Source organism: Sphingobacterium sp. 1.A.4 (assembly GCF_002734245.1).
Lineage (GTDB): Bacteria > Bacteroidota > Bacteroidia > Sphingobacteriales > Sphingobacteriaceae > Sphingobacterium > Sphingobacterium tenebrionis.
Genome location: NZ_PEAZ01000001.1, coordinates 124,485 through 149,623, shown reverse-complemented (window position 1 = coordinate 149,623; position 25,139 = coordinate 124,485). Strand labels below are relative to the sequence as shown.

Below are 25,139 nucleotides of genomic sequence, written 5' to 3'. Positions count from 1 at the left end.
TATTCTCGTCATTGCGAGGAACTCTACCGTCATTGCGAGGAGGTACGACGAAGCAATCTTTCGATTAGTCCAAAGATTGCTTCGTTCCTCGCAATGACGTGTTTTTTTACAAAACCAACTTCAACTGCGGATACGTCACCCTAAAAGTCTTTCGATGATGTGGCGTTATCCCCAGCTCCAAAACCGCCTGCCTATGCTTAATAGTTGGATATCCCTTATTACTCCGCCAATCATATTCCGGAAAATCTCCAGCAATACCCTCCATATACTCATCCCTATACGTTTTTGCCAATATAGAAGCTGCTGCAATTGACAAATACTTCCCATCTCCCTTTACTATACAGCTAAACGGCAACTCCCCATAAGGAATAAACTTATTCCCATCAATAATTAAATACTCCGCCTTCACCTGCAACATATCCAATGCCCTATGCATCGCCAAATACGAAGCCTTATGAATATTAATCCGATCAATCTCTTCCGCCGAAACACTTGCCACCGCAAATGCCAAGGCCTCCTGTTCAATAATCGGCCTTAATTCCATCCTTTTCTTCTCCGAAAGCTTCTTGGAATCGTTCAAAACCGGATTACAATACCCCGCCGGAAAAATAACCGCCGCAGCAAAAACAGGCCCTGCCAAACATCCTCTTCCAGCCTCATCACAGCCCGCCTCCAAAAATTCCTCCTGAAAAAACGACAACAAATCCATGAAACAAAGATAGTAAAGATAGTATTTAGTAGTTAGTATTTAGTATTAAGAGCTCGGCGCCATACGTCTAACTACTAACTACTGAAATGTAATATATGTGATATAAACCGCTATTTACATTAATTTACACTTCTTATTATTTTCTTTGCAGGAGATTCATGATAAGTAAACTTTTTTACTTATACTGTTGTCAATAAGAAGGTTATCAAAGTAAACATGAAAAGAATTACCATTTTTAGTTGTTTAATTTTTGCTTGTTCTAGCTTATTGGCTCAGAAAAAGAAGGAAAATTACCAGATCCTGCCCAGCTTTCCGGTGAAAGTGGATGCACAATTGACAGAGTGGAACGGAAAGTTAAATCTGATCGATGCAGATAGCAGTTGGATGTTTGGGGTCAGCAATGATGCCGAATACATCTATGTGGCGATGCGGATCAAAGATGCGGTATTACAGCAGGATGCGGTTCGCAATGGGATTATCATCAATGTGAATACCGATGGGAAGAAGCGGGATGGTGCGCAGTTGATTTTTCCGGTACCCGACAGTGAGACCCTACGGGCAATGGCCAATGATGAGAATCTTCCGAACATGAATGTACGCGAAGAACTGATCAAGAGAAGTAGAGGTTATGGGGTGAAAGGATTCTCCAGGATTGTGGATGGTCGTTTGTCTTTCGACAATACCTACGGGGTGCAGGCCGTTGCGAAACTGGAAGGTAATGAAATCTTGAGCTATGAATCAAAAATTCCTATCAGTGCATTAGGGTTGAAAGATCCTAAGCAAACGTTGGGTATACAGGTGATGATCAACAATCGTTTTGCCCAGTTGCAGAAGATGTTGAAGAACCAACCTAGCCAGACGGGAAGGTATGGAGGGATGTACGGTCGGCCGGCACCATCCATTAAGAATCCTTACAAGATGAAGACGGATGTTTGGATTGTAGGGAAGCTGAATGAGCAATAAAATTAATTTATGGATAGAATTAGAAAAGCTTTGATGTTGGTTTGCATCTTAGCGCTGAGCATGAATGTTCATGCACAAGCAAATCGAGTGGTCGAGGGTATGCTGCGAGACACGGAATCTAGACCTATTTCTGGGGCTACGGTTTACTTAATGTCAGCTACAGACACCCTTAAAACAAGTTCAACGAATGCGGGTTTCTTTACGTTTACCAACGTAGCTGCAACGAAATTCACCATTCGCGTAAGTAGTTTAGGCTTCCAAGCGGTAGAAAAGGAAGTGGAATTTCCGGAAGGGCAAAAGGAAATCCGCGTACCTAGCTTCGCATTGGCGGTAAATGCCAATCAAATAGAAGAAGTTGTGGTTGCAGGGGTCTTGACCGTACAGGTAAAAGGCGACACCGTAGAGTACAGCACGAAAGACTTAAAATTACGCCAGGGAGCAGTGGCCGAAGACGCTTTGAAACGTCTTCAAGGTGTGGAGGTTGATAAGGATGGTAATGTAACTGCACAAGGGGAGAATGTTACCCGTGTACGCATTAATGGTAAGGATTTCTTTGGTGGTGATGTGAAAACTGCTACGCAGAACCTACCTGCCAATATCATCGAAAAGATCCAGGTGGTAGATGATTTCGGCGATATGGCCAACATCACCGGTAATAAATCGGGTGATTCCGAAAAGGTATTGAACATCCAGATCGATCCGAAATTTAACAAAGGTTTTATGACCACCCTCCGGGCGGGTTATGGTACGGATAATACCTACCAGGCTACCGGTATGTGGATGGGCATGACCGATAAGACCCAAGTGTCGGTTTTAGGAAACCTTAATAACATCAATGCCCCTCTATTTGATTTCAACACTTCCGGTGGAGGTGCCAGAAGAAGAATGGGTGGCGGTGGCCGTCCAGGTGGAGGTATGTTCGGTAACCCAAGTGGTATTACAGATGTAGGTTCCATCGGGGTGAATATCCGTCATGATTTCTCTGAAAAACTAAAAGTATATGGTAACTATTCTTTCGGAAGGGATGATAATAACACTTTTACAAAGAGTTTGATCGAATATACACTTCCTGAATTGAAGCAGGTGGAAAACACCGAAGATAATGGCAATAGAATTACGACCAGTCATCGTATGGAAGCCAATCTAGAATGGAACATTACCGATAGGGATTATATCAAACTTACTCCACAGTTCGGATACAACGATGTGAACAATAACTCCAATACCTTTGCAAGCACTTTTATCTCCGACTTGTTGGATAATGAGCAAACCCAAAAAGTATTGACCAACACCAATGTTCCACGTTATAGCATCAGTGGTTTGTATAACCGTAAATTGAACGATAAAGGGCGTAATCTATTCTTCAATTTCAATTACGATAATTCAGCAACCGAAAACGATTACGACAGAGTATTGGAACGTATGGTGGCTGATCCCGAAAATGCGAATACGCCATTAATTGAAATCTATGAAAAAACCTTGCAGGAAGTGAATAACAAAAGTTGGAATGCAGGTACTACCTTATCCTATACAGAGCCTCTTTCCCAATATGGTAAATTGGAATTGACGTATGACTTTAATAAGAACGCATACAACAATAAAAACTTCCAAGATGCCTTTAATGAAGATGAATCCTCTAATCCTGATGAGGAATTAAATTTCCACTACCTACAGGATTATTCCTTCACTACCCATCGTATCGGAGCAAGTTATATGCACGAGAACGAGAAGGTAAAATATTCATTGGGTGCTTCCGTTCAACCTTCCGTTTTGGAAGGAGATGCCTCCTCGGATGACGCCAGTGCGTTGATCAACCGTAAGAACTTCAATTTCATTCCTATTGCTAGGTTTGAATACAAGTTTTCCCGTCAGAAAAGTTTGAGTCTGAACTATTCCGGTCGTTCCAACGAACCTTCCGTTAATCAGATCTTACCATACCAAGTAAGTAACAACAGAACAAGTACAACGATCGGTAACCCTGATCTGGATCCTGAATTCAGACATCAGACGACCATCCGTTATCGTGGAGGAGATTTCCAAAAAGGAAATACATTCTTTGCGTTCGTTAATGGTAGCTTGACCAAAGACCGCATTACCAACTTCAACAAAAGTTATAATGAGCCAGGTTTAGGTATGATCAGAGAAACCAGGTTCTTGAATGCAGAAGATCCGGTGTATAACATCAGTTCCTTCTACCACTTCGGTAAATCGCTGAAAGAGAAAACCTACAACTTGATGTTGATGGGAGGGGTTACTTACAACAAGAACCTGTCGTATATCTCTAATGAACCTACTGCTGAAGTAGGTGAAAAGAACGTGATCAACAACTACGTATTCATGCAGGGATTAAGTTTTCGCTATACGCCTTCTGAAAACTTGGAGATCAGTCCAGGTGTTCGTTATAACTATAACTTATCGAGAAATCAGTTGCAGACACAGAATAACAACAATGTATCTTCCATCACACCAACATTGAACGGATCGGTAAACATTACCAAATCCACTATTTTTGGTGCCGATTTATCTAAGACCTTCAATAAAGGATATGGACCATTGACCAGTGCAAATCCATTTATCATCAACACCTATATCGAGCAGCGTTTCATGAAAGATGACCGCGCGACCCTACGTCTACAAGCCTATGACTTACTGAATGAACAGACCAACATCTCCAGAACAGTAGCAGAAAACTACTACGCGGATACCCAAACCAACAGGTTGGGCAGATATTTCATGTTGATGTTCACCTTCAAACTTCAGAAATTCTCTGGTTTGCCACCATCAGATGATCGTGGATTCCCAGGGCCAGGCGGTAGAGGGCCTAGGTTCTAATTTAGATCTCTTTAGATATTAGATGATAGATGTCAGAAGATAGAATCTATACGTCTGATAATCGATGTCTGATAAAGGATGTCTGATAATAAAAAGTAGAAAATAGATCACACCATAAAAGCGAGAGGCTTCTGAAAGGGAGCCTCTTTTTATATTCTTTATTTTATCCCATTTTCGTATGATAAGACACACTTTTCTTGATGAATTCGGTCTTAAAGTATGGTTAAACCAAGGTAAAAGCATCAAAATGGGATCAAACCATAGGAATTACATACTTTCACATTACTTTCACCATGGTTTCAGTACGACCCTGCCCAGAGTTAGGTATTCGAATTAACATCATGATTTACATTAGAAGACTATCTAAATAAGGCTATCCAACCCTAGGTCTTAATACTAACTACTAAATACTAACGCTAAAATACTACCTTTGCTTGATGGACCAAAAAATTTTCCAACTTGATAATGGACTGAGGGTGTTGTTGCATCCGGACAGGTCGGCGATTACCCATGCCTGCTTGATTGTCGATGTGGGTTCCAGGCATGAACAGTATGGGAAATTTGGAACAGCCCATTTTATTGAGCATCTCTTGTTCAAGCGGACGGAGAGGCGCAGTACCAATCAGATCCTGAACCGTTTGGAATCTGTCGGAGGCGATCTGAATGCATATACCACCAAAGAGTATACCTGTATACATGCCTCTTTTCTCCATCCTTACCTTGACCGGGCATTGGATCTATTTGAGGATCTAATTTTCCATTCTGTTTTTCCGATGGATGAAATGGAAAAGGAAAAAGGCGTAATCCTGGATGAGATGGCATCTTACCAAGATAGTCCGGAAGATGCGATCATGGATGATTTTGAGGATATGGTGTTTGCAGGATCTGGTTTGGGACATAATATCCTTGGTTTGGAGGATGATCTGAAATCTATTGAACAACAGGATATAAGGCAGTTCATAAATACCCATTATGCCACTTCCAAAATGGTGATCGCCATTTCGGGGAATTATACGGAAAAGAAGCTGTTGGCAATAGCCAACAAGGTTTTTGGACGAGTGGCCATTAACCCTTGGGATCATGCCGCAGAGAGTTTCCAAAAGCCTAAAAAGCAGGAGCTGGCATTGACCAGGCCGATTAATCAGGCCCATTATGTATTGGGTGGACATGGTTATGGGATCTATGATGACCGAAAAACGGGGCTACTGCTGTTGAACAATTTGTTGGGAGGTTATGGCATGGCATCTATCCTCAACCTGAATATCCGGGAGAAATACGGTATTGCGTATACCATCGAATCAAATTACAGTTTGTATTCGGATACCGGACTTTTCAGTATCTATTTTGGTACGGATGAGGAAAAGGTTGAGAAAGCCTTACGATTGGTCCGAAAAGAACTGAACAAACTAAAGGAACAGCCCTTGTCGGAGACCTTTTTACAAAGGGCAAAAAATAAGTTCAAAGGGCAGATCGCTTTGGCCGAAGAGAACCGGATGAACCTGATCATTGCGGAAGCGAAGAATATCCTCGATTATGACCGCGTAGTTACCCTTTCGGAAGTCTTTGAAAAGATCGATAAGGTGAGTACGAAGGAGATCCAGGAAATCGCCAACGATGTTTTTGGCGATGATAACCTTTCTTCCTTATCATTCATTCCAGAAGAATAAGGAATTTTTATATTTGTGATAGAAAAAAGAACCTGATATGAAGACAGCGTATATTTTCCCTGGACAGGGAGCCCAATTCGTAGGAATGGGTAAAGATTTGTATGACTCGAGTGAGGAATCAAAAGCACTTTTCGAACGTGCGAATGAGATCTTGGGTTTCCGTATTACAGACATCATGTTTGCCGGAACAGACGAAGAGCTAAAACAGACCAAGGTTACCCAACCTGCCATATTTTTGCATTCCGTAATTCTATCGAAAGCTTTAGGGGATCAATTTCAGCCTGCGATGGTTGCTGGGCACTCACTAGGAGAGTTTTCTGCCTTGGTAGCTGCTGGAGCATTATCTTTTGAAGATGGTATTCAGTTGGTGTCAAAGCGCGCAAATGCGATGCAGAAAGCCACAGAGCTGGAGCCTGGAACGATGGCTGCCATTTTAGGTTTGGACGATATTATCGTGGAAGAGGTTTGTGCGCAGATTGAAGATGTGGTGGTTGCAGCGAATTATAACTGTCCGGGACAATTGGTGATTTCTGGAACGGTAGCTGGAGTGGATAAAGCTTGTGAGAAATTATTGGAAGCTGGTGCGAAAAGGGCGTTGAAATTGCCGGTTGGTGGTGCGTTTCACTCGCCACTGATGGAAGCTGCAAAGCAAGAATTGCAGGCGGCGATTTTAGATACGGAGATTACTATTCCGGTTTGTCCGATCTATCAGAATTATGATGCGAACCCTTATCAGGATCCGGTGGCTATTAAGGAAAATTTAATTGCGCAGTTGACTGGGGCGGTTAGATGGACCCAAACGGTGGAAACGATGTTGGCAAATGGTGCTGAAGCTTTTGTGGAAGTTGGTCCTGGAGCGGTATTGCAAGGTTTGGTAAAGAAGGTGAATAGACAGATCCCGACCTCGTCTGCGACGGTATAAATAATAAAAAAACAGATCGGAAGGATCTGTTTTTTTATTTAAAAATTATTTTTTCGCCAATGAATGCTGCGAAATTGGTTTTTTAGCAGATTCTATGAGTTCTTTCATCTCAAGTTTTATATAATCTATTTCAGAAGAGGACCCTGTTAACTTATAACGAATGATACCATCTTTATCAACTATAAATTTGGCAGGTATTCCAGTAATACCCAACTTTTCAGCTAATATTTTTCCATTATTAGGATCTTTCTGATCATCATAAACCACTTCGAAAGGATAATTGTTTTTGCTAATAAAGCTTGCCACATTTTCTTTATAATTTTTATCCCTTTCCCAAGTGTTGATGAATAAAAATTTTACATTATTGTCATTGGCATACATTTCTTGTGCTGCTTTCATTGCTGGGAAAGATCTTATACACGGACCACACCAAGTTGCCCAAAAATCTAATACTAGTGTTTTACCTTTTAAACTTTCCAAACTAACTTTCTCGCCCTTAAGGTTTAGTAGTTCAAAATTTGGCATAGTTTGATTTATTGCAAATTGTGAAATATGCTCTTGAATGTATTTAATAACTTCATTATCCAATCTATTGATATAACCTTCAAAACCCTTATCGGAACCATTTAATGAAGTGTAAAGTTCATGCATTTTAGTTTTAAATGCAAAATTGCCCGATTTATAAATCATTTCTAATTGTTGAAGGGCCTCCAATTTTCTTCCTGCATTTTCCAAAGCCTTGAAATAGGTATTGCTGAACCGCGAAGCAAATGTTGGATTTTTTGAAATGGCATTTTCCAATAATGTCATCACTTCTTTATGCTTACCTTGATTACTGTAGATATTTGCTAATTGTGAAACATATCCAGGATATCCTACTGCAGCAAAACCAGCCTTATTATCTTGTTGATCTTTGGGGAGGTTCATAAAATATTCTGCATCTTCAATGGAGGTTTGAATTAATGGAATTGCCGTTAAAGTGTCTCCTTGTTGTAGTAGTGTTGTCGCAACAGGAATAAATCCTTGGGCCCGCCAAAAACGTTCATTTAATTGATTTAGATAAGATAAAGATTTTTCTTTATTGCCTTCTTCAATATATGAATTCGCAATATTTGCAATAAGGTAATCATATGCTATTTTAATTTCACCTGTTTTTGGGATCGGCCATTTTTTTAACAGTTTTTTATAGCTATTTTCTTTGTCTTTCGCAGTTTTCTGTTTATAGAAATCATTAGTAACAAATTCTTGTCTTGCCACAAGACTTTTCGGATATTTTTTTGCAATTACACTTCGTAGAGAATCAGAACTTTCTTCACGTCCTAATTGATATAAGTAATTACTGATTACTTCTAGACGGTTAGCATCCTTGGAGGTTTTTGCCTCTAAACTTAATTCATTCGCAAGTGTGTTTTTTTGAGCTAAGGAGCCATTTTGAACAATTTCATTCATTCTTTTTGTCGCATCATCAATTTTGTTCTGCGCGAACAATGAACTTGTCATAAATAGCAATGCTGCGGTAGTTTTAAATTTCATTTTTTTAATATTTATAGGCTAAATCAATTATTTTTCCAAAGCCAGAGAATGTTTTATCAAGACTCTCAATAGCTCCAGTCTGGTTTATTTTAAAGAAATATACTTTGCCTTCTGAACCGTTCCACGTGGATAAAATAAGACGGGGGATAGAATTGCCATATCCATGTTTTTGGAATTTTATTTTTGTTGCAATTTCATTTGAAGGAAGAGTGTATTCAATAGTATATGTATTTGAGGTTACTTCATAGCGATAGAGTTTTCCATCATTTACATAAAATAGATGCGGAGAAAGGGTGGAGGCAGTTATATCTGATGCCTGAGCAATACCCGGTGAAATTATTTCTTGTTTTCCAACAGTAATTGAAGGATTTGAGGCGTTTCTTAAGGTTCGGAATTGGAGCAGATATCCTTTGCCTCCATCATCCTTCATAATGGCATTGCGGATCTCTGTTATGTTGGAGGAGTCTAGTTTTATTAGATCTAAGCCAACGTTATTCATATCGAAGATGCTACTGTTTTGGTTCGCTTCATCAAATGAATTTAAAGCACTTGTGGTAACTCCATAAAACCGTTTGTTTTTTGTGTCAAACATGATGATGTTATAGGTATCTGTATAACTGTTGCCAGAAATATGTTGAGGGGCCAAAGCATAATCATAACCATTATTTGGAGACCTTAGCTGGGCTCCAAATTTTTTAGCTCCTGGGAAACCTCCGACCATATTAATATGAACATGCCCATCATTTAACAAAACACCAACATTACTACCCGAACTACCTCCCCAAGCAATATATGACGGCTTTATAATATTTGGTGGCGAAAAGAACAGGTATTCATAATCGAATCTTTTTTTCATGGTTGTTCCATCAAGTTCAACGGCATCAGTTTGCCCAACGATATAATATTTTTTACCACTGGGCCCGACATCATCAGTTATTGATGCATTCGAAATAGTAAATGATTTTGGATTTACGATCGGATGATTGCTGTTTCGAAATGAATAAATATCATGGTATACTGTGCCATTATTTAAAATCATCGATAAATCTGCTTTTCCCGATTTATCTTCTAAAAACATCCATCCTTGAGTGAAAATGTCAGATATACTTAACTGGTAAAAATGAAATGAAGAAATACCATTAATGTTGTTTGTAACCTTAAAGGTTAATTTATAAGTTTCCCCAATAGTAAATATATTTGGGTCAATGATGTAATCTAAATTCTTCGTATTAGAAATTTTTGTGCTATCCTGAACATAAGACGCACTTGGAGAATTTAAATAGACAAACCATTCGTAGGATAGATCATCATTATTTCCATTAAGTTGAATTTCAGGGTTTAATTTTAATGAAGATCCTTGTTGAATAAATATAGTTCCCACAATGGATTGATCATTAACCTCAATTTTTGGGACATTTTGGTATTCGTAATTTCCTTTATCTTTTGCGCATCCATACATAGTTAATCCCAATATGAAGGCTATAAACGTGTTTTCAAATTTTATTTTCATATCATTATATTAAGGGATTATCACTCTATTTCCGTTTTCATCCATTAAAGGACCATTCATTTTCTCATATTCATAAATTGCTATCCTAGCCTTGTTGATCATATTGCTTTGGTCTTGTGGGAATAAATAAGGCACGTTCCAAGCTGTATAATTTAACTGTTGGGTTAGAAATAAAATTTTAGTATTGGAATAATCCCCAAACATATTCTGCCATAATGTTTGCCAATTTGTTGGTTTACTCAATAAATCTGTTATCGAAAAACGTAGAGTAACTCGATTGATTTTTGAATTTCCTATTACATCTTCATATCCCACCTCGAAATTTTCATTTTCTGCAATTAATAAATCTGCTCTGACTGTACTATCCTTTAGACCCTCTCTTCTGAAAAAAATAAGTTCAGCTGACCCATTTGAGCTATTCGCGGGAATAAATAGATTATCAATTTTAAAATGATATCCTAATTTTGCCGTGGAACCTTCTTTAACTTTTACTGCAATTTCTCTATCTACGTCCTTAGGAAAGCCGATGATTCTAAAGTTGAGTGCAATAGTATCAGAAGTAACATTGGTAGGGTCAAAAGCAAAGCTTTTTTCGATACTATCTCTAGAAGTTTCAGTAGTATTTTTAAGAAAATATACTTTTGAATCTTCTTGATACATTAAGGGTTTATCTTCACTACAACCAATGAGGAATAGAAGTGAACATAAAAAGCCAAATATATTTGTCCAATTTTTCATTTTTTTGATTTTAATTTAATCCAAATTCGATTTCTTTATTTGGAATCGGGAAAACGTATTTTCCTAAGTTGAACGAGTAGTCCACTGTATTTTGAATGGAAGTGAATTTTTTACGTTTATAATAATACCATAATTGCCCTTCAGCGATAAATTCCTTTCGATATTCTTTAAAGATTTCTGAATCTAGTTGGCTTGAATTGGTAATGTTTGTATTTGTTAATGCAGGGATAAGGCGCGCTGTCCTTACTTTATTGATATATCCCAAGGCTTCCTGAACTGTAGGACTAGCTTCAGCTGCTATATAATACATTTCAGCTAATTTGATCACTGGAATTAATTTTTGGTTCACATTGTTAATGTTTGAACCCACATAATATTTATTGCTGTACACAGTTGATACATTAAATACATTCCACCTGGAGTTGGAGGCTTGAGGTCCTCGGATATCTATAGCATGGCCAGAAACCGATACTTCAAAATAATTGTTCAAATTAGTCTGAGTAGAAAAATAATCTTCACCTTCGGCGGCATTACTTTCAGTCTTGAAATAACGATCAGATACTGTTTTTAAATCTGATTTGTAGACTGAAAAGATATGTTCTGTACTAAAAATAGCATTTGAAGAAGCTAATGTAGGATTTGTAGTATTTGTGTTGCCATTTACGAAATAGAATTTTTCACTAGAAATCACTTCCTTAGAATATTTTAAAGCGTTTTCTTTATCTTCATTATATTGATAAACCCGAGCTAATAAAGCTTTGACTGCCCAATAATTTAATCGGTTCTGTCGGAATGATTGAAACAATTCTAAATTATTTTTCCCAGCATTGTCTTTAATTTGATCTATTTCCTGATCAATGGACAATAATTCTTCAGCAGCTTTTAGATCAATGATAATTTGAGAAATAATTTCTTCAAAGGATAATGATTTAGAAGGATTGACTGAAAATGCTGTCATATAAGGAATGGTAGATTGTTCGATAGGTTGTAATTGTGATTTTACAGGAGCGAACAATCGTAATAAATCAAAGTGGACCATTGCTCTAATTGCCAATGATTCCCCTTTGATCAAATTAAAATTATGCTGTTGAAATAAATGACGATTTGCATCAATATCCTTTAAAATGTAATTTGTTTGGGCAATAATACTATATTGTTCACTCCAAAGGCTGTTAATGGTAGCTTCAACACCAGCGTCGGCATAATTATATCTAGCTAATTGACCATACATATCAACAGTTTGATTCGCTTTGTTTTGGAACAATTGCGCCAAGACATCCAATACGCCATATCCTAAGTTTTTTCCATAGCTATTGTTTTCAGCCATTTTTTGGTAAGTGCCAATTAGTGCATCTATGTATCCTTGTTGCGAGCTGAATTGTTTGTTTTCCGTTGTTTGTGTGCTAGGTTGCACATCCAACCACTTATTACAGGAATTTAGCGTAAAAAATATTATTGATAAAAAGATTAGTCCAATGATGGATTTCTTTCTCATGTTGATTTTTATTATTAATTCCATCTTAATTAAAAACTAGTTGATATTTGAAATGTAAATGATCTGCTGAACGGATAATCTAAGCCACGTTCTCTTCGGATACTTGAAAATCGAAATACATCGTTTGAGAATGCCGTTATCTTCGTATTTCTCATACCCCATTTTTTAGAAATTTCATCATTGAAACGATAAAAGAGGGAGATGCTTTCTAAGGACAGGAGATTGTCATTTTGGACAAACCTTGATGTAGCATAGGTTGGTGTAGTATTTCCATATCCATCGGCATCTATTAGTCCTTTATAGAACGTGTGGTCTCCTTGATTTAACCAGCGTTCTTCTGAAACTCTTCTGTCAACATTATAAAGTCTAACATTTACATTTTCTACTCGGTCGACTAAGGTTTGATTATAAGATTGCCCCCCCATTTTGAACCGAAAAAATGCGTTTAATCCAATTCCATTATACTCAAAGTTTGTCCCAAAGGTACCCTCTAGATCTGAACGAGTATCACCCACAATAATTTGATCTAATGGATTGTATGTATTTGTTAATCGGCCATCCTTAGTTAGGAAGATTTCATAACCCGTAGCAGGATCAATTCCCAAAGATGGTACTGCCCAGATAGCCGTGGTGGATTGACCTTCAGCAAATCGAGTAATTGGTAAAGTAGATAATTGTTCATCTGCCGCTTTATTCAGAGCAGATATGGTGTTTGATACGCGTTCGATTTTATTTTTAACCGAGAATAGGTTCAAGAAAATAGACCAATTGTTCCGATTGTTAGGATTTGAAATAATATTAAATTTCGAATATAGTTCCCAGCCATTTGATTTTAAGTCGCCCATATTTTCCTTAAAATCGATAAACCCAGATGAAGGAGCTGTTGAAATAGAAGCAATTGACCCTTGGGTTTTCTCAATGTAATAATTCGCCGATAGATCAAGCCTGTTAAATAAGGTAATATCTACTCCTAAATTGTTCTTTTGAGTTTTCTGCCAAGCTAAATTTGGATTTCCGTATCCGAGTAAATAAGTGCCGATCATGCCACGATATTCCGTGGCTGTAAAATATCGTGATGTCGTAAGTCCGTAAAATGAATCAAAATTCTGTGATCCAGTGTATCCAAACGAATAACGGATTTTAAGTCTATTAATTCCTTCAATATCCTTTATTAGATTTTCATTATGTAAATTCCAACCTGCCCCAGCTGACCAAAATGGAGCGAACCGGTTGTTGGAACCAAATTGTGATGAGCCATCAACCCTATATGAAAAATCTAATAAATATCGATTGTTATGAGCAAAGGATATATTTGAAAACAGGCCAGCGAGTCGCTTTATGTTTTCAGTTCCGATAGGTTTACTGCCAAGGTCGAACTGAAGCCCTTGAGTTATGTCATCCATACTTGCATTTGGAAATCCAACAACCAAAAACCTTTGTGTATTGTTATCCTCCTGGGATATATTTGCTCCAAGGGTTGCGAATATGAGGTTTTTACCAAACGTTTTACTTAAGTTGGCTGAAAATATCCCCTCGTAACGCTGATTTTTTCCGTAACCTTTATTGTATGACCCCTTTTCAAATGTGGGTGTGTTAGCAAATGTTGAATGTTGTGCAGGTAAGAATTTATCGGATTCATCTGCTTGGAACAGGTAAGCAAATGTTCCGCGTAATTTTAGCCAGGAATAAGCTTGCCATTCCAAGGCAAAATTATTGATAATACTATGGTACTTCGTTTGATCCAAGATATTGAGACTGGCATCATATAATGGATTAGTCGGTCTTCCAACATAACCCGTTAGGTTATTGTAAGTATCAAAATTTGTTAGCCTTGCACCGGTATCTTCGTTATAAATTTCCTCGAGATATAACTTATATGAACCATCCGAATTAAACGGAGTCCAATATGGATTTAATTGGGTATACTGTTTAAAAGACCCAAAAGGTGAATTATTCCCTAAATTACTTACCAGTGTAAGATCGTTCTTGAACATTAGATTCTTAAAACGATAGGATAGAAAAGTATTACCAGTCATAGTCTGACGGTTAGAACCTTTCATAACTCCAGAGTTGTTATAATAATTTAAGTTGATTCCATATTGAATTTCGTCTTTCCCTCCTTCGACATAAATATTGTGTTTTTGTCCAATCCCTGTACGGATTGGTTGTGCTAGCCAATCTGTGTTTACTCCTGAAGTAACAGCCCTTAATCTCTCATTGTATATGGTTTTCAGTTGTTGATCGACTGAATTCCAGGAATAGTCATATACACCAATCTGCTTTTCAATGGCTAATTTTTCAGAAGAATTTAACACATCGTAATCTAAGATGTCAGGGGATTCAATGGTGGCATTTCCAGTATAGGTTAAATTTAGTTTCCCTGCTTTAGGTCGTATAGTTTCTATTACTACAACTCCATTCGCTGCTCTAGATCCGTAGATAGATGTCGCAGTAGCGTCCTTCAATAAGTCGATGCTTTTTATTCGTGTCAAATCCAGATCATTGATTCGTGCTAAAGAGACCTCAAAACCATCTAAAATAAATAGGGGAGTATTTGGATTGTTTGAATAATTAAATGGATTATTGGTGGAAGTGTTTGGATCTATTAGACTATTTCCTCCTCTTAGAGTTACCTCGGGTAGAGCATTAGGATTAGCTCCTAAATTTATGTTTTCCGGCATTTGAAAAGAGGGATCTAAAGATCGCAAAGCAGTTAATACATTGTCGCTGGAAACATTTTGTAATTGTTCTTGGGTGAAAGATCTTGCTGCCCCAGTATACATTTCCTTAGGTCTTTCAAATAAACCAGTAATTACCACATCTTCTATTTCTTGGGCTTTTGCAGGTTTCAACTGAATGGTTAATTCTGACCTTCCATCAAGTTCAACATCTTGGGTTTCAAATCCAATCATAGATAGGCTTATTGTTACCTGACTATGAGGTAAAATAAGACTCCAATGTCCATTTTGATCTGTTGCTGTGTTTAGTTTGAAGTTTGAAGAGTTAGTTTTTAGATTTTTTACCTGAACAGTAACCCCGGCAATGGGTTTATTTTGTTCATTAACAACTATTCCAGAAACCGTTTTTTGATAAACTTCAGAACTTTTGTTTAACTTTTCCGTTGGTTTATCTCCTACAAATAAAATAATGTTATTTCCTCGCTGTACATAAGTTAATGGCGTATTTTTCAGCACCATGTTCAAAACTTCAGCCATTATTTCATTGGATAAATCAATTGAAATTTCATTATACTGGGCAACAATATCACTAGGATAAAAAAAGCTAAACCCAGATTGTTTTTGTAAATCGGATAATATTTGTTTTAAAGTTGCCTGTTTAAAACTTATTTCGACTTTAGTAGTATTGACATTTTGTCCAAAACTATTTGGTGTCGCAAATAGGTTTAAGGTTATTGTGGACAACATTGCACAAACTAATTTTATTTTCATAAGAAAACGGAAGTTAGACTGTTTATGCAAGGTGGTAAGGAGATGTAATTTACCCCTTGCAAAAAACCGTAGTTTTTGCATTATTTGTAATGGGATTAAGTGTAAACAATTGATTTAATTCTCCGGACTCCCCATTATGCTTCCTAGGGCTTGGGGGGTCTTGTTTTTTGGATTAAGTAGAATCTGAGTTTAGTTTCATGTTTTTTGGTTTTAATGGTTGTTATTAGTTAAGGTTTTTGTTTTCTTTAATCTGATATGTCTTGTTTTCCAATTTTATAAAGGTTGTATTGGTAGTTACGCATAAATTAGTAAGTACATCCTCCAATTTTTCTGTTCCTTTATATACTCCGGAAATTTTCAAGTTGGCTAATTTGGGATCCATTAATTCTATATTAACTTGGTAACGTCGTTCCAGCTTTTTAGTTAAATCCGAAAAAGTTAAAGCTTCAAAATTCATGTCTTCTTCCATCCATGCCATTTCATTTTTGGAAACTTCATTTAGAATTTTTATATCCTCATCCACCCGTTGGTTTTCTGGGATGATTAACTTTTGTTTTGCTTGGAGTATTCCTAACGTTTTATTTTCTTTTTCAACCCGTACTTTGCCATGGTCAACTATAACTTCAATGGTTTTACCGTTTGGGTTAGCAAGAATTGAAAAAGCAGTTCCAAGTACAGTAGTTTTAATATTCGCTGAATTTATAATGAAGGGTTTTATTTTATTTGGTGTCACATCAAAATATGCTTCACCTATTAGTTCAACCTCTCTATCTTCAATTCCAAATTCTTTTGATAATAAAATTTCACTTCCGGGTCTTAGAATTACAATACTACTATCTGGTAATATGATATGTCTATTTTCAACTTGATTTATTGGAGTTTTAGCTAGTTGCTGAAAATCTTTCTGTTTGATTTGAAGAAATATCAAAAATGATGAAACCAACAAAATGGCAGCTGCTGCAGAATAAGATATCCATTTGCGATATTTTAGTTTTGCATGCTTATTAACTGTTTCTTCCCAAATGGCAGATTTTATTTTATTTTCAAAGGATTGAAAGCTTTGGTCTTCTAAATCCCATACGATATCATCCTCCAATTGGGATTTATACCAAATCTCTAGACTCTTTTTCTCTTCCAGAGATGCTTTTCCAGAGAGGTATTTCTCAATCAGAATTTTGATTTGTTTTTCATCCATAATTTTTGGGCTTCATATATATGTACCTTCTCGAAAGACATAACCCTATATGGAATTAAAAAAAATAGAAGTGAAATTAAAATAGTAATAAGAATACCAAGCTTAGGCCTACCTTATGGAGGTTTATACGAAGGATTTTTATGGCTCTGGTAATATGTGCTTCGACAGTTTTTACGCTAATATTTAAATTGTCAGAGATTTCTTGATTGGTTAAATAGGTTTCTCGACTTAATTTGAATATGATTCGACATTTTTCTGGAAGTTTTTCTATTACCCCATCTAAATAGTCTTTGAGGAAACGCGCTTCAATTTTGTCGTCTTCAAGATATGAATCTGCTTGTTGCAAACCTTGCTCAATCTCGTTGAGTCTTTTGTTTTTATATATTACTTTAAATGTGCTGTATTTTACTGCAGTTGCCAAGTATCCTTCAATTGAATCGATTTCAATTTCTTTTCGGTTATTCCAAATAGAAATAAAAACTTCTTGAACTACTTCTTGGGCTTGTTCTTTATCCTTTAAAATATGATAGGAAATAGCAAGCAGTTTTTTCCAATATTTATTATAAATTTCTGTAAACGCCTTCTCCGAGCCGGATTTTAAGGCGGTTATAAGTTTCCTATTTTCACTTAGCTTTTTCACAGAAATAGATTTAATCAGATTTTCAAATCTCATAAAAAAATGAATAATTCCAAAATCTGTCTTTTTTGTAGGAGATTACAATATAGGGAAATGTCAGAATTAAAGCAAAAAAGCAGATTCATTTGAATCTGCTTTTTTGCTTTAATTATCGGCTGATAATATTTTTAGACTTTTATCCTTTTACAGCCCGAAAGCCTTTTTCACCTTATCCACATAATCCAATTTCTCCCAGGTAAACAAATCGACTTCTAACGTCTTTATCTCCCCGTTCGAATTTTCAAATGTCTTAGTCACTGTTTTTGGGGTTCTACCCATATGGCCATAAGCAGCAGTTTCCGCATAGATCGGTTTTCTAAGTCCTAATCTAGTTTCAATCCCATAAGGCGTCATATCAAACAAATCTGTAATAATCTGAGCGATTTCACCATCGGTTTTATTCACTTTCGAAGTACCATAGGTATTTACATAGATACCCATCGGATCCTTCACACCGATCGCATAAGAAATCTGTACCAATAACTCATCAGCAACACCAGCTGCTACTAAGTTCTTGGCAATATGTCTTGTTGCATACGCTGCAGAACGGTCCACTTTGGATGGATCCTTTCCGGAGAAAGCTCCACCACCATGTGCACCCTTACCACCATACGTATCCACAATGATCTTTCTTCCCGTTAAACCGGTATCTCCATGAGGTCCACCGATCACGAATTTTCCCGTTGGGTTGATGTGGTATTTGATCTCCCCATTGAACAATGCCTGTAATTCAGGTTTCAATTGTGCCTTCACACGAGGGATCAGAATATTAACGATATCCGATTTGATTTTCTCCTGCATTTCCTTTTCTTCCGCAAAATCATCATGCTGGGTAGAAATAACGATGGTATCAATACGCACAGGTTTGTGGTTGTCATCGTATTCCAAGGTCACCTGCGATTTCGCATCAGGACGTAGGTAAGGAATGCTATCATTCTCACGGCGTAGAGCCGCTAATTCGTATAATAAACGGTGGGAGATATCCAATGCCAAAGGCATGTAGTTCTCGGTTTCATTGTTCGCATACCCGAACATGATCCCTTGGTCACCCGCTCCCTGTTCTTGCCTGGTCACGCGGTCAACCCCTTGGTTGATGTCTGCCGACTGCTCATGGATGGCCGAAAGCACACCACATGAATTGGCTTCGAACATATACTCGGACTTGGTATATCCGATCTTTTCGATCACCTGACGGGTTATCTTTTGAACGTCTAAATAGATTTTTGATTTTACTTCGCCAGCCAACACGACCTGTCCGGTGGTTACTAGGGTTTCGATTGCTACGCGTGCATCTTCGTCCCAGGCTAGGAAATTATCGATCAATGCATCCGAAATTTGATCTGCAACTTTATCTGGATGTCCTTCTGAAACAGATTCGGAGGTAAATAAGTATGCCATAAGTGTTTTTTTTACGGTGGCAACAAAGCTACGATAAGTTGCATTATTTAAAAAGTATTTCAACCAAATTATTATCTTTAGCGGAATTATCAGATTGAGATGGCAAAGAAACGCATACTGTTTATAGTCAATCCCATATCCGGGGGGAAGAAGAAAACGGCATTTAATAAACAGGTATTGGAGGTGTTGGATTTAAGCCGATTTGAACCTACCTTTAAATTAACAAATCATGTAAACCATGGCTATGAGCTGGCCAAAGAAGCCATCGAAGAAAAATACGATGCGGTAGTCGCTGTGGGGGGCGACGGTACGATCAATGAGATCGGTTCGGCTTTGGTAGGCTCGGAAATTCCACTGGGCATTGTCCCCGAAGGCTCTGGAAATGGACTCGCCTTATATTTAGGGATCCCCATGAACGAATCGGCCGCTTTGCGCCGAATCAACCGTTTCGAATTCCTGGCCGTGGATTGTGCCAAGGCCGAAGACCGGAATTTCTTCAATATCGCCGGCATCGGTTTTGACGCCTCGGTTAGCGATAAATTTGCGGGCGAAACCTTTCGTGGACCTGTAGGTTACTTACGTACGGTCATCAATCTATTGAGTAAATATAAACCCAAGAAATATAAATTACTGATCGATGGGGAGGAATACGAGCGGGAAGCCTTTATGATTTCGGTCGCCAATTCGCCCCAATATGGCAATAATGCCTACATCGCGCCGAACGCTTCGATCACTGATGGGGTGTTGGATGTATGTATTGTGCATAAATTTCCGTTATATACTTTACCCTTGATGATTTTCCACCTCTTTAATAAGACAGCCGACCAGTCGGAATATGTGGAGATCATACCTGGCAAAAAGATTTGTATTGAACAGGAAGGTAAAGCTCCGGTCCACTTGGATGGGGAACCGATGGATCTCGGCCAGCAGATCCATATCGAAGTATTACCAAAAGCATTAAATATTATTTGTTAATTATGGCAAAACAGAAGAAGCAACGCTTTGAAGGGATCGTATATTCTACGGATTCCGACTATTCCTATCAGGAATTTGATTCCGATGAGGGGCAGGATACGCTACCCAAGGAGAAGCAGAAGCTAAAAGTGGGTAGGGATAAGAAGGCCAGGAAGGGAAAAACCGTTACATTGGTGACGGGATTTATCGGCAAACAGGATGATTTAGAATCACTTTCCAAGCTCTTGAAGCAAAAATGTGGGGTAGGTGGAAGCGCGAAAGACGGCGAAATTCTGATACAAGGGGATTTTAAAGAAAAAATAATCCAGTATTTGGAATCCGAAGGTTATTCGGTGAAAGGCTTTGGCGGTTAAATGGTATTTATCGCCCTAACCTATTAAAAAACAAACAAATACTTGGTTTAAATGGTTTAAAATGGGTTGCTGTGGCAACGTTTAATGTGAGTGAATGCTCACTTAATTTTAACATTTAACGATTTGATAATTTGCATATCAGAAAAAAAATGGTTTTCATTGTAAAAAAAACAGTAATGTTAGACCGTTATGTACATAAAGTGATGAAGCATTGATTGGAAACTGCTGTAGCATATCAATGAGGACATAGACAGGCTTTAAATGCACTCTTATTATATTTTCAAATTAATTTTGTTTTTAACAGAAAATGCTATATTTGTTTTGAATTTATGTAAAATAACGCGATTTAGCTTGCATAAAATTGAATTTAACTTAATAATTAAACAACAGTAAAAAATCTAAAAATTAGTAAAAAAATGGCAAACGCACCAAAAACTACTACAGCCCCAGCTAAACAAGACAGTGGCACCGCGGGTAATTTATTTGCGAGTTTAGCAATTATCATTTGTTTGGTGATTGGTTACTTGGTTTACGAATTTGTAATGGGTGATCCAGCAAACTTTATCGACGGAAATCGCGAGAATCAACCAGTACCGGGTAACTATATGGGTATGGTTTATCATGCAGGTTACATCGTACCAGTTCTATTGGGATTATTCTTAATGGTATTCGTATTCTCTATCGAGCGTTTTATCGTTATTGGTAAAGCATCAGGTACAGGAAACGTAGGTAACTTCGTGAGAAAAGTACAAGGTTTGTTGAGAACAGGTAACATTGATTCAGCTATCCAAGAGTGTGATAAGCAAAAAGGATCTGTAGCAAACGTTATCAAAGCGGGTTTATTAAAATATAAAGATGTTGAAGCTAACCCAGGCTTAGATACTGAAAAATCGGTATTGGCTATCCAAAAAGAAATCGAAGAGGCTACAACATTAGAAATGCCGATGTTAGAGAAAAACTTAACGGTAATTGCAACGTTGGTTTCTATCGGTACATTAACAGGTCTATTAGGAACGGTAACAGGTATGATCAAGGCCTTCTCGGCATTGGCAACTGGTGGTGCTCCTGACCAAGCAAAATTAGCGAATGGTATCTCTGAGGCCTTGATCAACACGGCTACAGGTATCGCTACATCTACCGTAGCAATTATCATGTACAACATCTTAACTTCTAAGATCGATACATTAACATATTCTATTGACGAGGCTGGTTTCTCAATCGTACAAACATACGCTGCAAACCACAAATAAGAAGATCCTGAAAAAAAGTTGAAAATAATTTATGCATTCTTCAACTTTTCAGCATCATCCTTATGAAAGCAATAGAGTGTTAATTTAAAGAAGTAAAGAAATGGGAAAAGCAAAAGTAAAAAGAGCCGGTACCTCCATCGACATGACGGCGATGTGTGACGTATCGTTCCTGCTTCTAACATTCTTCGTATTGACGGCAACAGCACGTCAACCAGAAACGATGCCCGTAGACACTCCTGCCTCTACTACACTAGAGAAACTACCAGACGATAACCTGGCAGTGATCTCAGTGAACCACGGAGGAAAGGTGTTCTTAGGAATCAAGAATCCTAACGTTAGGAAACTGACTCTTGAGAAGATGTCTGCAAAATACAGCATCCCATTCTCGGCCGAAGATTACGAGAAGTTCAAATTGATGGACGACTTCGGTGTCCCAATGAAGGAATTGCGTGGTTTGTTGTCTTTGGAAAAAGACAAGCGTAAAGAGGATGTTCAAAAAGGTATTCCTGTAGATAGTACAGAGACCAATTCGAACGAGCTTTACCACTGGGTACAGCAAGCCCGTATCGCAACGGTGGAATTCAATCGTGAGCGCGCAGAAAAAGAGAAGAATTTCGTTGATCCAGGTCAATTGAAAGTCGCTATCAAAGCAGATGCAACCGAGAAATATTCCGTAATGAATTTGATCATTGAAACCTTGCGTAACCAAAAACAGAACAGATTCAGTTTTGTTACCGGATTACGTACGGAGAAATAATAGAATAAAATGGCAGAATTAAATCAAGACTCCGGAGGCGGTAAAAAAGGCGGGAAAGTCAGGTCGAAGAAAAACGGTGGTAAGGTAGATTTAACCGCGATGGTGGATTTAGCCTTCTTACTGATCACCTTCTTCATGTTGACAACGTCTTTAAGTAAGCCGCAAGCGATGGACATTGCCTTCCCTGATAAGAACAAAGATTTATCGGAGCAAAATCCAGAATTGGAAATTGCAGACAACCGTTCGATCACCTTATTATTAGGTTCAGACAATAAAATCGTTTGGTATTACGGCCAGTTGGCTAATCCGATCACTCCACCAACAGTAGTTGATTTCTCCAAGGAAGGTATCCGCAAAGTGCTTATCCAAATGAAAGCACAGGTTCCTCAAGCTACAGGCGGTAAAGACTTAATCGTCGTTATCCGTCCAAGTGATGAGTCGGTACACCTGAATACGGTAGATATATTAGACGAAATGAAAATCGTAGATATTAAACGTTACATGATTTCCAAGATCAAACCTGAAGAAGTACAGGTGTTGAAAGATAATGGAGCATACAACGTAAAATAATTACGGTAAAAATTTAAAGATATGATAGGTTCAAAATTAGATTTATTTAAGAAAGAATGGCTTGATGTCGTTTTCGAGAATAGAAATAAAGAATATGGAGCTTATGCCTTACGTAAGTTCGCGCCCAAAGCCACCAATATTGCTTTATTCTCCGTATCGGCAGTTGTTCTTTTCTTTGTAGCTGTGAAAGCCTTCGACCTGAACATCTTTCCTGAGAAGGAAGTGGTTCAAGAAGTTGATCTAGGCCCAGTTACCCTAGAGGATTTGGTACCTCCACCTGAGCCGGAAGAAGAAGAGCCTCTTCCACAAGAAGAGACACCTCCTCAACGTATACAACAAGATCCTCCAGCAGAAGATTTGATCCGTTTCCCAGAACCTAAGGTAGTGGATTCGAGACAAGTAAAAGAGGAAGTTGTTACCCAAGAAGAGATCAAGGAGAAAAACGCTACACCAGCAAGGTTGACCCTAAAAGGTACACCAGGTGGTACAGCAGTTCCTCCGGGAGAATTCGGAAGTAAAAAAGTGGATGGTGCTATCACAGGTTCCCTTAAAGGTTCACCTGATGGAGACCCGAACAAAGTTTATGACTTTGAGTCGGTAGAGGTTCCAGCAGAATACCCAGGTGGTATCAACGCTTTCCGTTCATTTGTTCAGAATGCATTGGTTTACCCTCCAGCAGCAATTGAGGCTGGTGTAAAAGGAACTGTTCAGTTATCTTTCGTTATCGATAGAAACGGAAAGGTGACAGACATCAAAATTGACAAAGATTTGTCTCATGGTATCGGGCAAGCAGCAGTTGCTGCATTGAAGAAATCCAAGAGCTGGAACCCTGCCGTTCAGAACGGTAGGAAGGTACCTGTGAAGTTCTCCTTGCCAATCCGTCTTGACTTGTCTCAACAATAAGATACATATGTCGGATAATCCAACAAGAAATTCTTTTAGACGGAAATCGCCCACACAGCGATTTCTGTCTATTTTAGGGCTTGCCATGTTCCTGTTCTATTTCGTGTTGGGGCTATTGATCATCTTTTGGAAAGGCTTTCCCATCGAAATCAACCCCGCCTTCAAGAACATCTTTGGCGTGCTATTAATTGTATATTCCTTTATGCGCTTCGCCCGTCTGTGGCAAAATAATTTTAGGGATTAAATTAATCCTTAGCGCATATTTATATTCTAAATAAATATGAAGCGTAAGTTTTTAAGTTCTTTGCTTATTATAGGTTTATTGACCTTTGGCATTTCTTGTTCCAATTCGAAAACTGCGGATAAAATAGAAGTAGCCCAAGGTACAGGTGAACCCAATGCCAGCACGGATAAAAATGATATCCTAACGGGGGAAATGACGGTCATCGTGGACGAAGCGGCCACTTCCATTCTGAATGAACAGTTGGAAGTATTTCGCTCTTCCTATGTGAACACGAAGATTCAGGTCATTGCTAAACCGGAACGGGAAGCGATCAACAGCCTGATTCAAGGTGAAGGTTCTATGGCAATTTTGGCCAGGGAACTGACAGAGCGGGAGAGCGCCGGGTTTGGAAATCGACAAATTACACCTAGAATCTTCCCAATATGGAATGATGGTGTGGTTTTTGTAAATAATATTTCATCCCCGGATACTTCGATCAACGTGCAGACGTTATCTTCATTGATGAAAGGTGATGCCTCCGGGAAAACCTTGTTGTTGGATAATATAAATTCCAGCATGGTTCGAAAAGTGAAGGAATACAGTAAAGTGGATCAAATTTCCGCTAAATCTGTTCAGGCGATGAAAACGTCTACCGAAGTTCTTAAACAAATTGAATCAAACGTTAATGCGATAGGTATAGTCTCCTATTCCCAGTATTTGGATTATAGAAGGCAATTTGGAGAAGAAAATAAAATTCGTATCTTAAGCCTTCAAAATACGGGCAGTGATGGCAAGACGGTATTTACCAAGCCTTCACAAACTACCTTCGCAACGGAGGAATACCCCTTGAAAACGACGTTTTACGTATTGAATTATCAACCGAACATGGGTTTGGGAATTGGTTTTTCAGCCTTCCTTACGGGCGACCGTGGGCAAAGGGTGGTGCTGAAATCAGGACTGTTGCCAGTTACCATGCCAGGTAGAGAAATATTAATTAGAGATAACATAAATTAGTTTATAA

General features: G+C 38.1%; 21 protein-coding genes. 12 read left to right on the top strand and 9 right to left on the bottom strand.

Translation table 11 applies throughout. The features are described 5' to 3' along the window. Nucleotides 1-106: 106 nt before the first annotated feature. Nucleotides 107-709 (bottom strand): ribonuclease HII, encoded by a 603-nt coding sequence (locus CRJ00_RS00670; RefSeq protein ID WP_099365016.1) that lies wholly within the window; start codon nt 707-709, stop codon nt 107-109. 216 nt (nt 710-925) lie between these two features. Here CRJ00_RS00670 and CRJ00_RS00665 point away from each other — a divergent pair, with 216 nt between their 5' ends. The 4 genes from CRJ00_RS00665 (at nt 926) to fabD (ending at nt 7,093) form a co-directional block, all read left to right on the top strand. Next, a complete protein-coding gene (locus CRJ00_RS00665) occupies nt 926-1,672 on the top strand; it encodes a hypothetical protein (protein ID WP_144038052.1) in 747 nt (248 codons plus the stop codon). 9 nt (nt 1,673-1,681) lie between these two features. Then, nucleotides 1,682-4,504 carry an outer membrane beta-barrel protein gene (locus tag CRJ00_RS00660; RefSeq protein WP_099365014.1) on the top strand — a complete coding sequence of 941 codons (2,823 nt, stop codon included), beginning with the start codon at nt 1,682-1,684 and terminating at the stop codon, nt 4,502-4,504. A 437-nt stretch (nt 4,505-4,941) separates the two neighbouring features. Beyond that, a complete protein-coding gene (locus tag CRJ00_RS00655) occupies nt 4,942-6,171 on the top strand; it encodes a M16 family metallopeptidase (protein ID WP_099365013.1) in 1,230 nt (409 codons plus the stop codon). Between the two features lie 37 nt (nt 6,172-6,208). After that, nucleotides 6,209-7,093, top strand: a complete 885-nt coding sequence (gene fabD / locus CRJ00_RS00650) for an ACP S-malonyltransferase (protein WP_099365012.1) — start codon at nt 6,209-6,211, stop codon at nt 7,091-7,093. A 45-nt stretch (nt 7,094-7,138) separates the two neighbouring features. Here fabD and CRJ00_RS00645 read toward each other — a convergent pair whose 3' ends face one another. From CRJ00_RS00645 to metK, 8 genes are all read right to left on the bottom strand, one after another. Further along, nucleotides 7,139-8,626 carry a TlpA disulfide reductase family protein gene (locus CRJ00_RS00645; protein ID WP_099365011.1) on the bottom strand — a complete coding sequence of 496 codons (1,488 nt, stop codon included), beginning with the start codon at nt 8,624-8,626 and terminating at the stop codon, nt 7,139-7,141. Nucleotides 8,627-8,630: 4 nt separating this feature from the next. Then, nucleotides 8,631-10,136: a PKD-like family lipoprotein gene (locus CRJ00_RS00640; protein WP_099365010.1), complete on the bottom strand. Its 1,506-nt coding sequence runs from the start codon at nt 10,134-10,136 to the stop codon at nt 8,631-8,633. Nucleotides 10,137-10,145: 9 nt separating this feature from the next. Then, the gene (locus tag CRJ00_RS00635) at nt 10,146-10,874 is read right to left on the bottom strand and encodes a DUF4843 domain-containing protein (protein WP_099365009.1); all 729 of its coding nucleotides are present in this window, start codon (nt 10,872-10,874) and stop codon (nt 10,146-10,148) included. A gap of 10 nt (nt 10,875-10,884) precedes the next feature. Continuing rightward, a complete protein-coding gene (locus CRJ00_RS00630) occupies nt 10,885-12,369 on the bottom strand; it encodes a RagB/SusD family nutrient uptake outer membrane protein (protein WP_180268389.1) in 1,485 nt (494 codons plus the stop codon). Nucleotides 12,370-12,398: 29 nt separating this feature from the next. Then, on the bottom strand, nt 12,399-15,818 hold the full coding sequence (locus tag CRJ00_RS00625; RefSeq protein ID WP_180268388.1) for a SusC/RagA family TonB-linked outer membrane protein: 3,420 nt from the start codon (nt 15,816-15,818) through the stop codon (nt 12,399-12,401). 223 nt (nt 15,819-16,041) lie between these two features. Continuing rightward, nucleotides 16,042-17,013: a FecR family protein gene (locus CRJ00_RS00620; RefSeq protein ID WP_099365006.1), complete on the bottom strand. Its 972-nt coding sequence runs from the start codon at nt 17,011-17,013 to the stop codon at nt 16,042-16,044. Nucleotides 17,014-17,089: 76 nt separating this feature from the next. Next, nucleotides 17,090-17,686, bottom strand: coding sequence for an RNA polymerase sigma-70 factor (locus CRJ00_RS00615; RefSeq protein WP_099365005.1), 597 nt, complete (start codon nt 17,684-17,686; stop codon nt 17,090-17,092). Between the two features lie 147 nt (nt 17,687-17,833). Continuing rightward, nucleotides 17,834-19,087, bottom strand: a complete 1,254-nt coding sequence (metK, locus tag CRJ00_RS00610) for a methionine adenosyltransferase (RefSeq protein WP_099365004.1) — start codon at nt 19,085-19,087, stop codon at nt 17,834-17,836. A 99-nt stretch (nt 19,088-19,186) separates the two neighbouring features. On the opposite strand from metK, the gene CRJ00_RS00605 reads away from it, so the two are divergent. The 8 genes from CRJ00_RS00605 to CRJ00_RS00570 all read left to right on the top strand — a co-directional run bounded on the left by CRJ00_RS00605 (nt 19,187) and on the right by CRJ00_RS00570 (nt 25,132). Then, the gene (locus CRJ00_RS00605; RefSeq protein ID WP_099365003.1) at nt 19,187-20,062 is read left to right on the top strand and encodes a diacylglycerol/lipid kinase family protein; all 876 of its coding nucleotides are present in this window, start codon (nt 19,187-19,189) and stop codon (nt 20,060-20,062) included. 2 nt (nt 20,063-20,064) lie between these two features. Continuing rightward, complete coding sequence (locus tag CRJ00_RS00600) at nt 20,065-20,415, top strand: translation initiation factor (protein WP_099365002.1); 351 nt, start codon at nt 20,065-20,067, stop codon at nt 20,413-20,415. Between the two features lie 416 nt (nt 20,416-20,831). After that, nucleotides 20,832-21,665, top strand: a complete 834-nt coding sequence (locus tag CRJ00_RS00595) for a MotA/TolQ/ExbB proton channel family protein (protein ID WP_099365001.1) — start codon at nt 20,832-20,834, stop codon at nt 21,663-21,665. A gap of 100 nt (nt 21,666-21,765) precedes the next feature. Continuing rightward, the gene (locus tag CRJ00_RS00590; RefSeq protein WP_099365000.1) at nt 21,766-22,422 is read left to right on the top strand and encodes an ExbD/TolR family protein; all 657 of its coding nucleotides are present in this window, start codon (nt 21,766-21,768) and stop codon (nt 22,420-22,422) included. A gap of 9 nt (nt 22,423-22,431) precedes the next feature. Continuing rightward, nucleotides 22,432-22,992, top strand: coding sequence for an ExbD/TolR family protein (locus tag CRJ00_RS00585; protein WP_099364999.1), 561 nt, complete (start codon nt 22,432-22,434; stop codon nt 22,990-22,992). Between the two features lie 21 nt (nt 22,993-23,013). Continuing rightward, a complete protein-coding gene (locus CRJ00_RS00580) occupies nt 23,014-23,895 on the top strand; it encodes an energy transducer TonB (RefSeq protein WP_099364998.1) in 882 nt (293 codons plus the stop codon). A 7-nt stretch (nt 23,896-23,902) separates the two neighbouring features. Further along, nucleotides 23,903-24,139, top strand: a complete 237-nt coding sequence (locus tag CRJ00_RS00575) for a hypothetical protein (protein WP_099364997.1) — start codon at nt 23,903-23,905, stop codon at nt 24,137-24,139. A gap of 36 nt (nt 24,140-24,175) precedes the next feature. Next, nucleotides 24,176-25,132: a PstS family phosphate ABC transporter substrate-binding protein gene (locus tag CRJ00_RS00570; RefSeq protein ID WP_099364996.1), complete on the top strand. Its 957-nt coding sequence runs from the start codon at nt 24,176-24,178 to the stop codon at nt 25,130-25,132. Nucleotides 25,133-25,139 lie beyond the last annotated feature (7 nt).

Excerpts from the sequence above, each read along its gene's own strand:
- CRJ00_RS00585 (WP_099364999.1), top strand. The coding sequence starts at position 22,432 with ATGGCAGAATTAAATCAAGACTCCGGAGGCGGTAAAAAAGGCGGGAAA.
- fabD (WP_099365012.1), top strand. The coding sequence starts at position 6,209 with ATGAAGACAGCGTATATTTTCCCTGGACAGGGAGCCCAATTCGTAGGA.
- CRJ00_RS00630 (WP_180268389.1), bottom strand. The coding sequence starts at position 12,369 with ATGAGAAAGAAATCCATCATTGGACTAATCTTTTTATCAATAATATTT.
- CRJ00_RS00580 (WP_099364998.1), top strand. The coding sequence starts at position 23,014 with ATGATAGGTTCAAAATTAGATTTATTTAAGAAAGAATGGCTTGATGTC.
- CRJ00_RS00670 (WP_099365016.1), bottom strand. The coding sequence starts at position 709 with ATGGATTTGTTGTCGTTTTTTCAGGAGGAATTTTTGGAGGCGGGCTGT.
- CRJ00_RS00575 (WP_099364997.1), top strand. The coding sequence starts at position 23,903 with ATGTCGGATAATCCAACAAGAAATTCTTTTAGACGGAAATCGCCCACA.
- CRJ00_RS00590 (WP_099365000.1), top strand. The coding sequence starts at position 21,766 with ATGGGAAAAGCAAAAGTAAAAAGAGCCGGTACCTCCATCGACATGACG.
- CRJ00_RS00660 (WP_099365014.1), top strand. The coding sequence starts at position 1,682 with ATGGATAGAATTAGAAAAGCTTTGATGTTGGTTTGCATCTTAGCGCTG.
- CRJ00_RS00600 (WP_099365002.1), top strand. The coding sequence starts at position 20,065 with ATGGCAAAACAGAAGAAGCAACGCTTTGAAGGGATCGTATATTCTACG.
- CRJ00_RS00635 (WP_099365009.1), bottom strand. The coding sequence starts at position 10,874 with ATGAAAAATTGGACAAATATATTTGGCTTTTTATGTTCACTTCTATTC.
- CRJ00_RS00570 (WP_099364996.1), top strand. The coding sequence starts at position 24,176 with ATGAAGCGTAAGTTTTTAAGTTCTTTGCTTATTATAGGTTTATTGACC.
- CRJ00_RS00640 (WP_099365010.1), bottom strand. The coding sequence starts at position 10,136 with ATGAAAATAAAATTTGAAAACACGTTTATAGCCTTCATATTGGGATTA.
- CRJ00_RS00625 (WP_180268388.1), bottom strand. The coding sequence starts at position 15,818 with ATGAAAATAAAATTAGTTTGTGCAATGTTGTCCACAATAACCTTAAAC.
- CRJ00_RS00655 (WP_099365013.1), top strand. The coding sequence starts at position 4,942 with ATGGACCAAAAAATTTTCCAACTTGATAATGGACTGAGGGTGTTGTTG.
- CRJ00_RS00595 (WP_099365001.1), top strand. The coding sequence starts at position 20,832 with ATGGCAAACGCACCAAAAACTACTACAGCCCCAGCTAAACAAGACAGT.
- CRJ00_RS00620 (WP_099365006.1), bottom strand. The coding sequence starts at position 17,013 with ATGGATGAAAAACAAATCAAAATTCTGATTGAGAAATACCTCTCTGGA.
- CRJ00_RS00645 (WP_099365011.1), bottom strand. The coding sequence starts at position 8,626 with ATGAAATTTAAAACTACCGCAGCATTGCTATTTATGACAAGTTCATTG.
- CRJ00_RS00605 (WP_099365003.1), top strand. The coding sequence starts at position 19,187 with ATGGCAAAGAAACGCATACTGTTTATAGTCAATCCCATATCCGGGGGG.
- metK (WP_099365004.1), bottom strand. The coding sequence starts at position 19,087 with ATGGCATACTTATTTACCTCCGAATCTGTTTCAGAAGGACATCCAGAT.
- CRJ00_RS00665 (WP_144038052.1), top strand. The coding sequence starts at position 926 with ATGAAAAGAATTACCATTTTTAGTTGTTTAATTTTTGCTTGTTCTAGC.
- CRJ00_RS00615 (WP_099365005.1), bottom strand. The coding sequence starts at position 17,686 with ATGAGATTTGAAAATCTGATTAAATCTATTTCTGTGAAAAAGCTAAGT.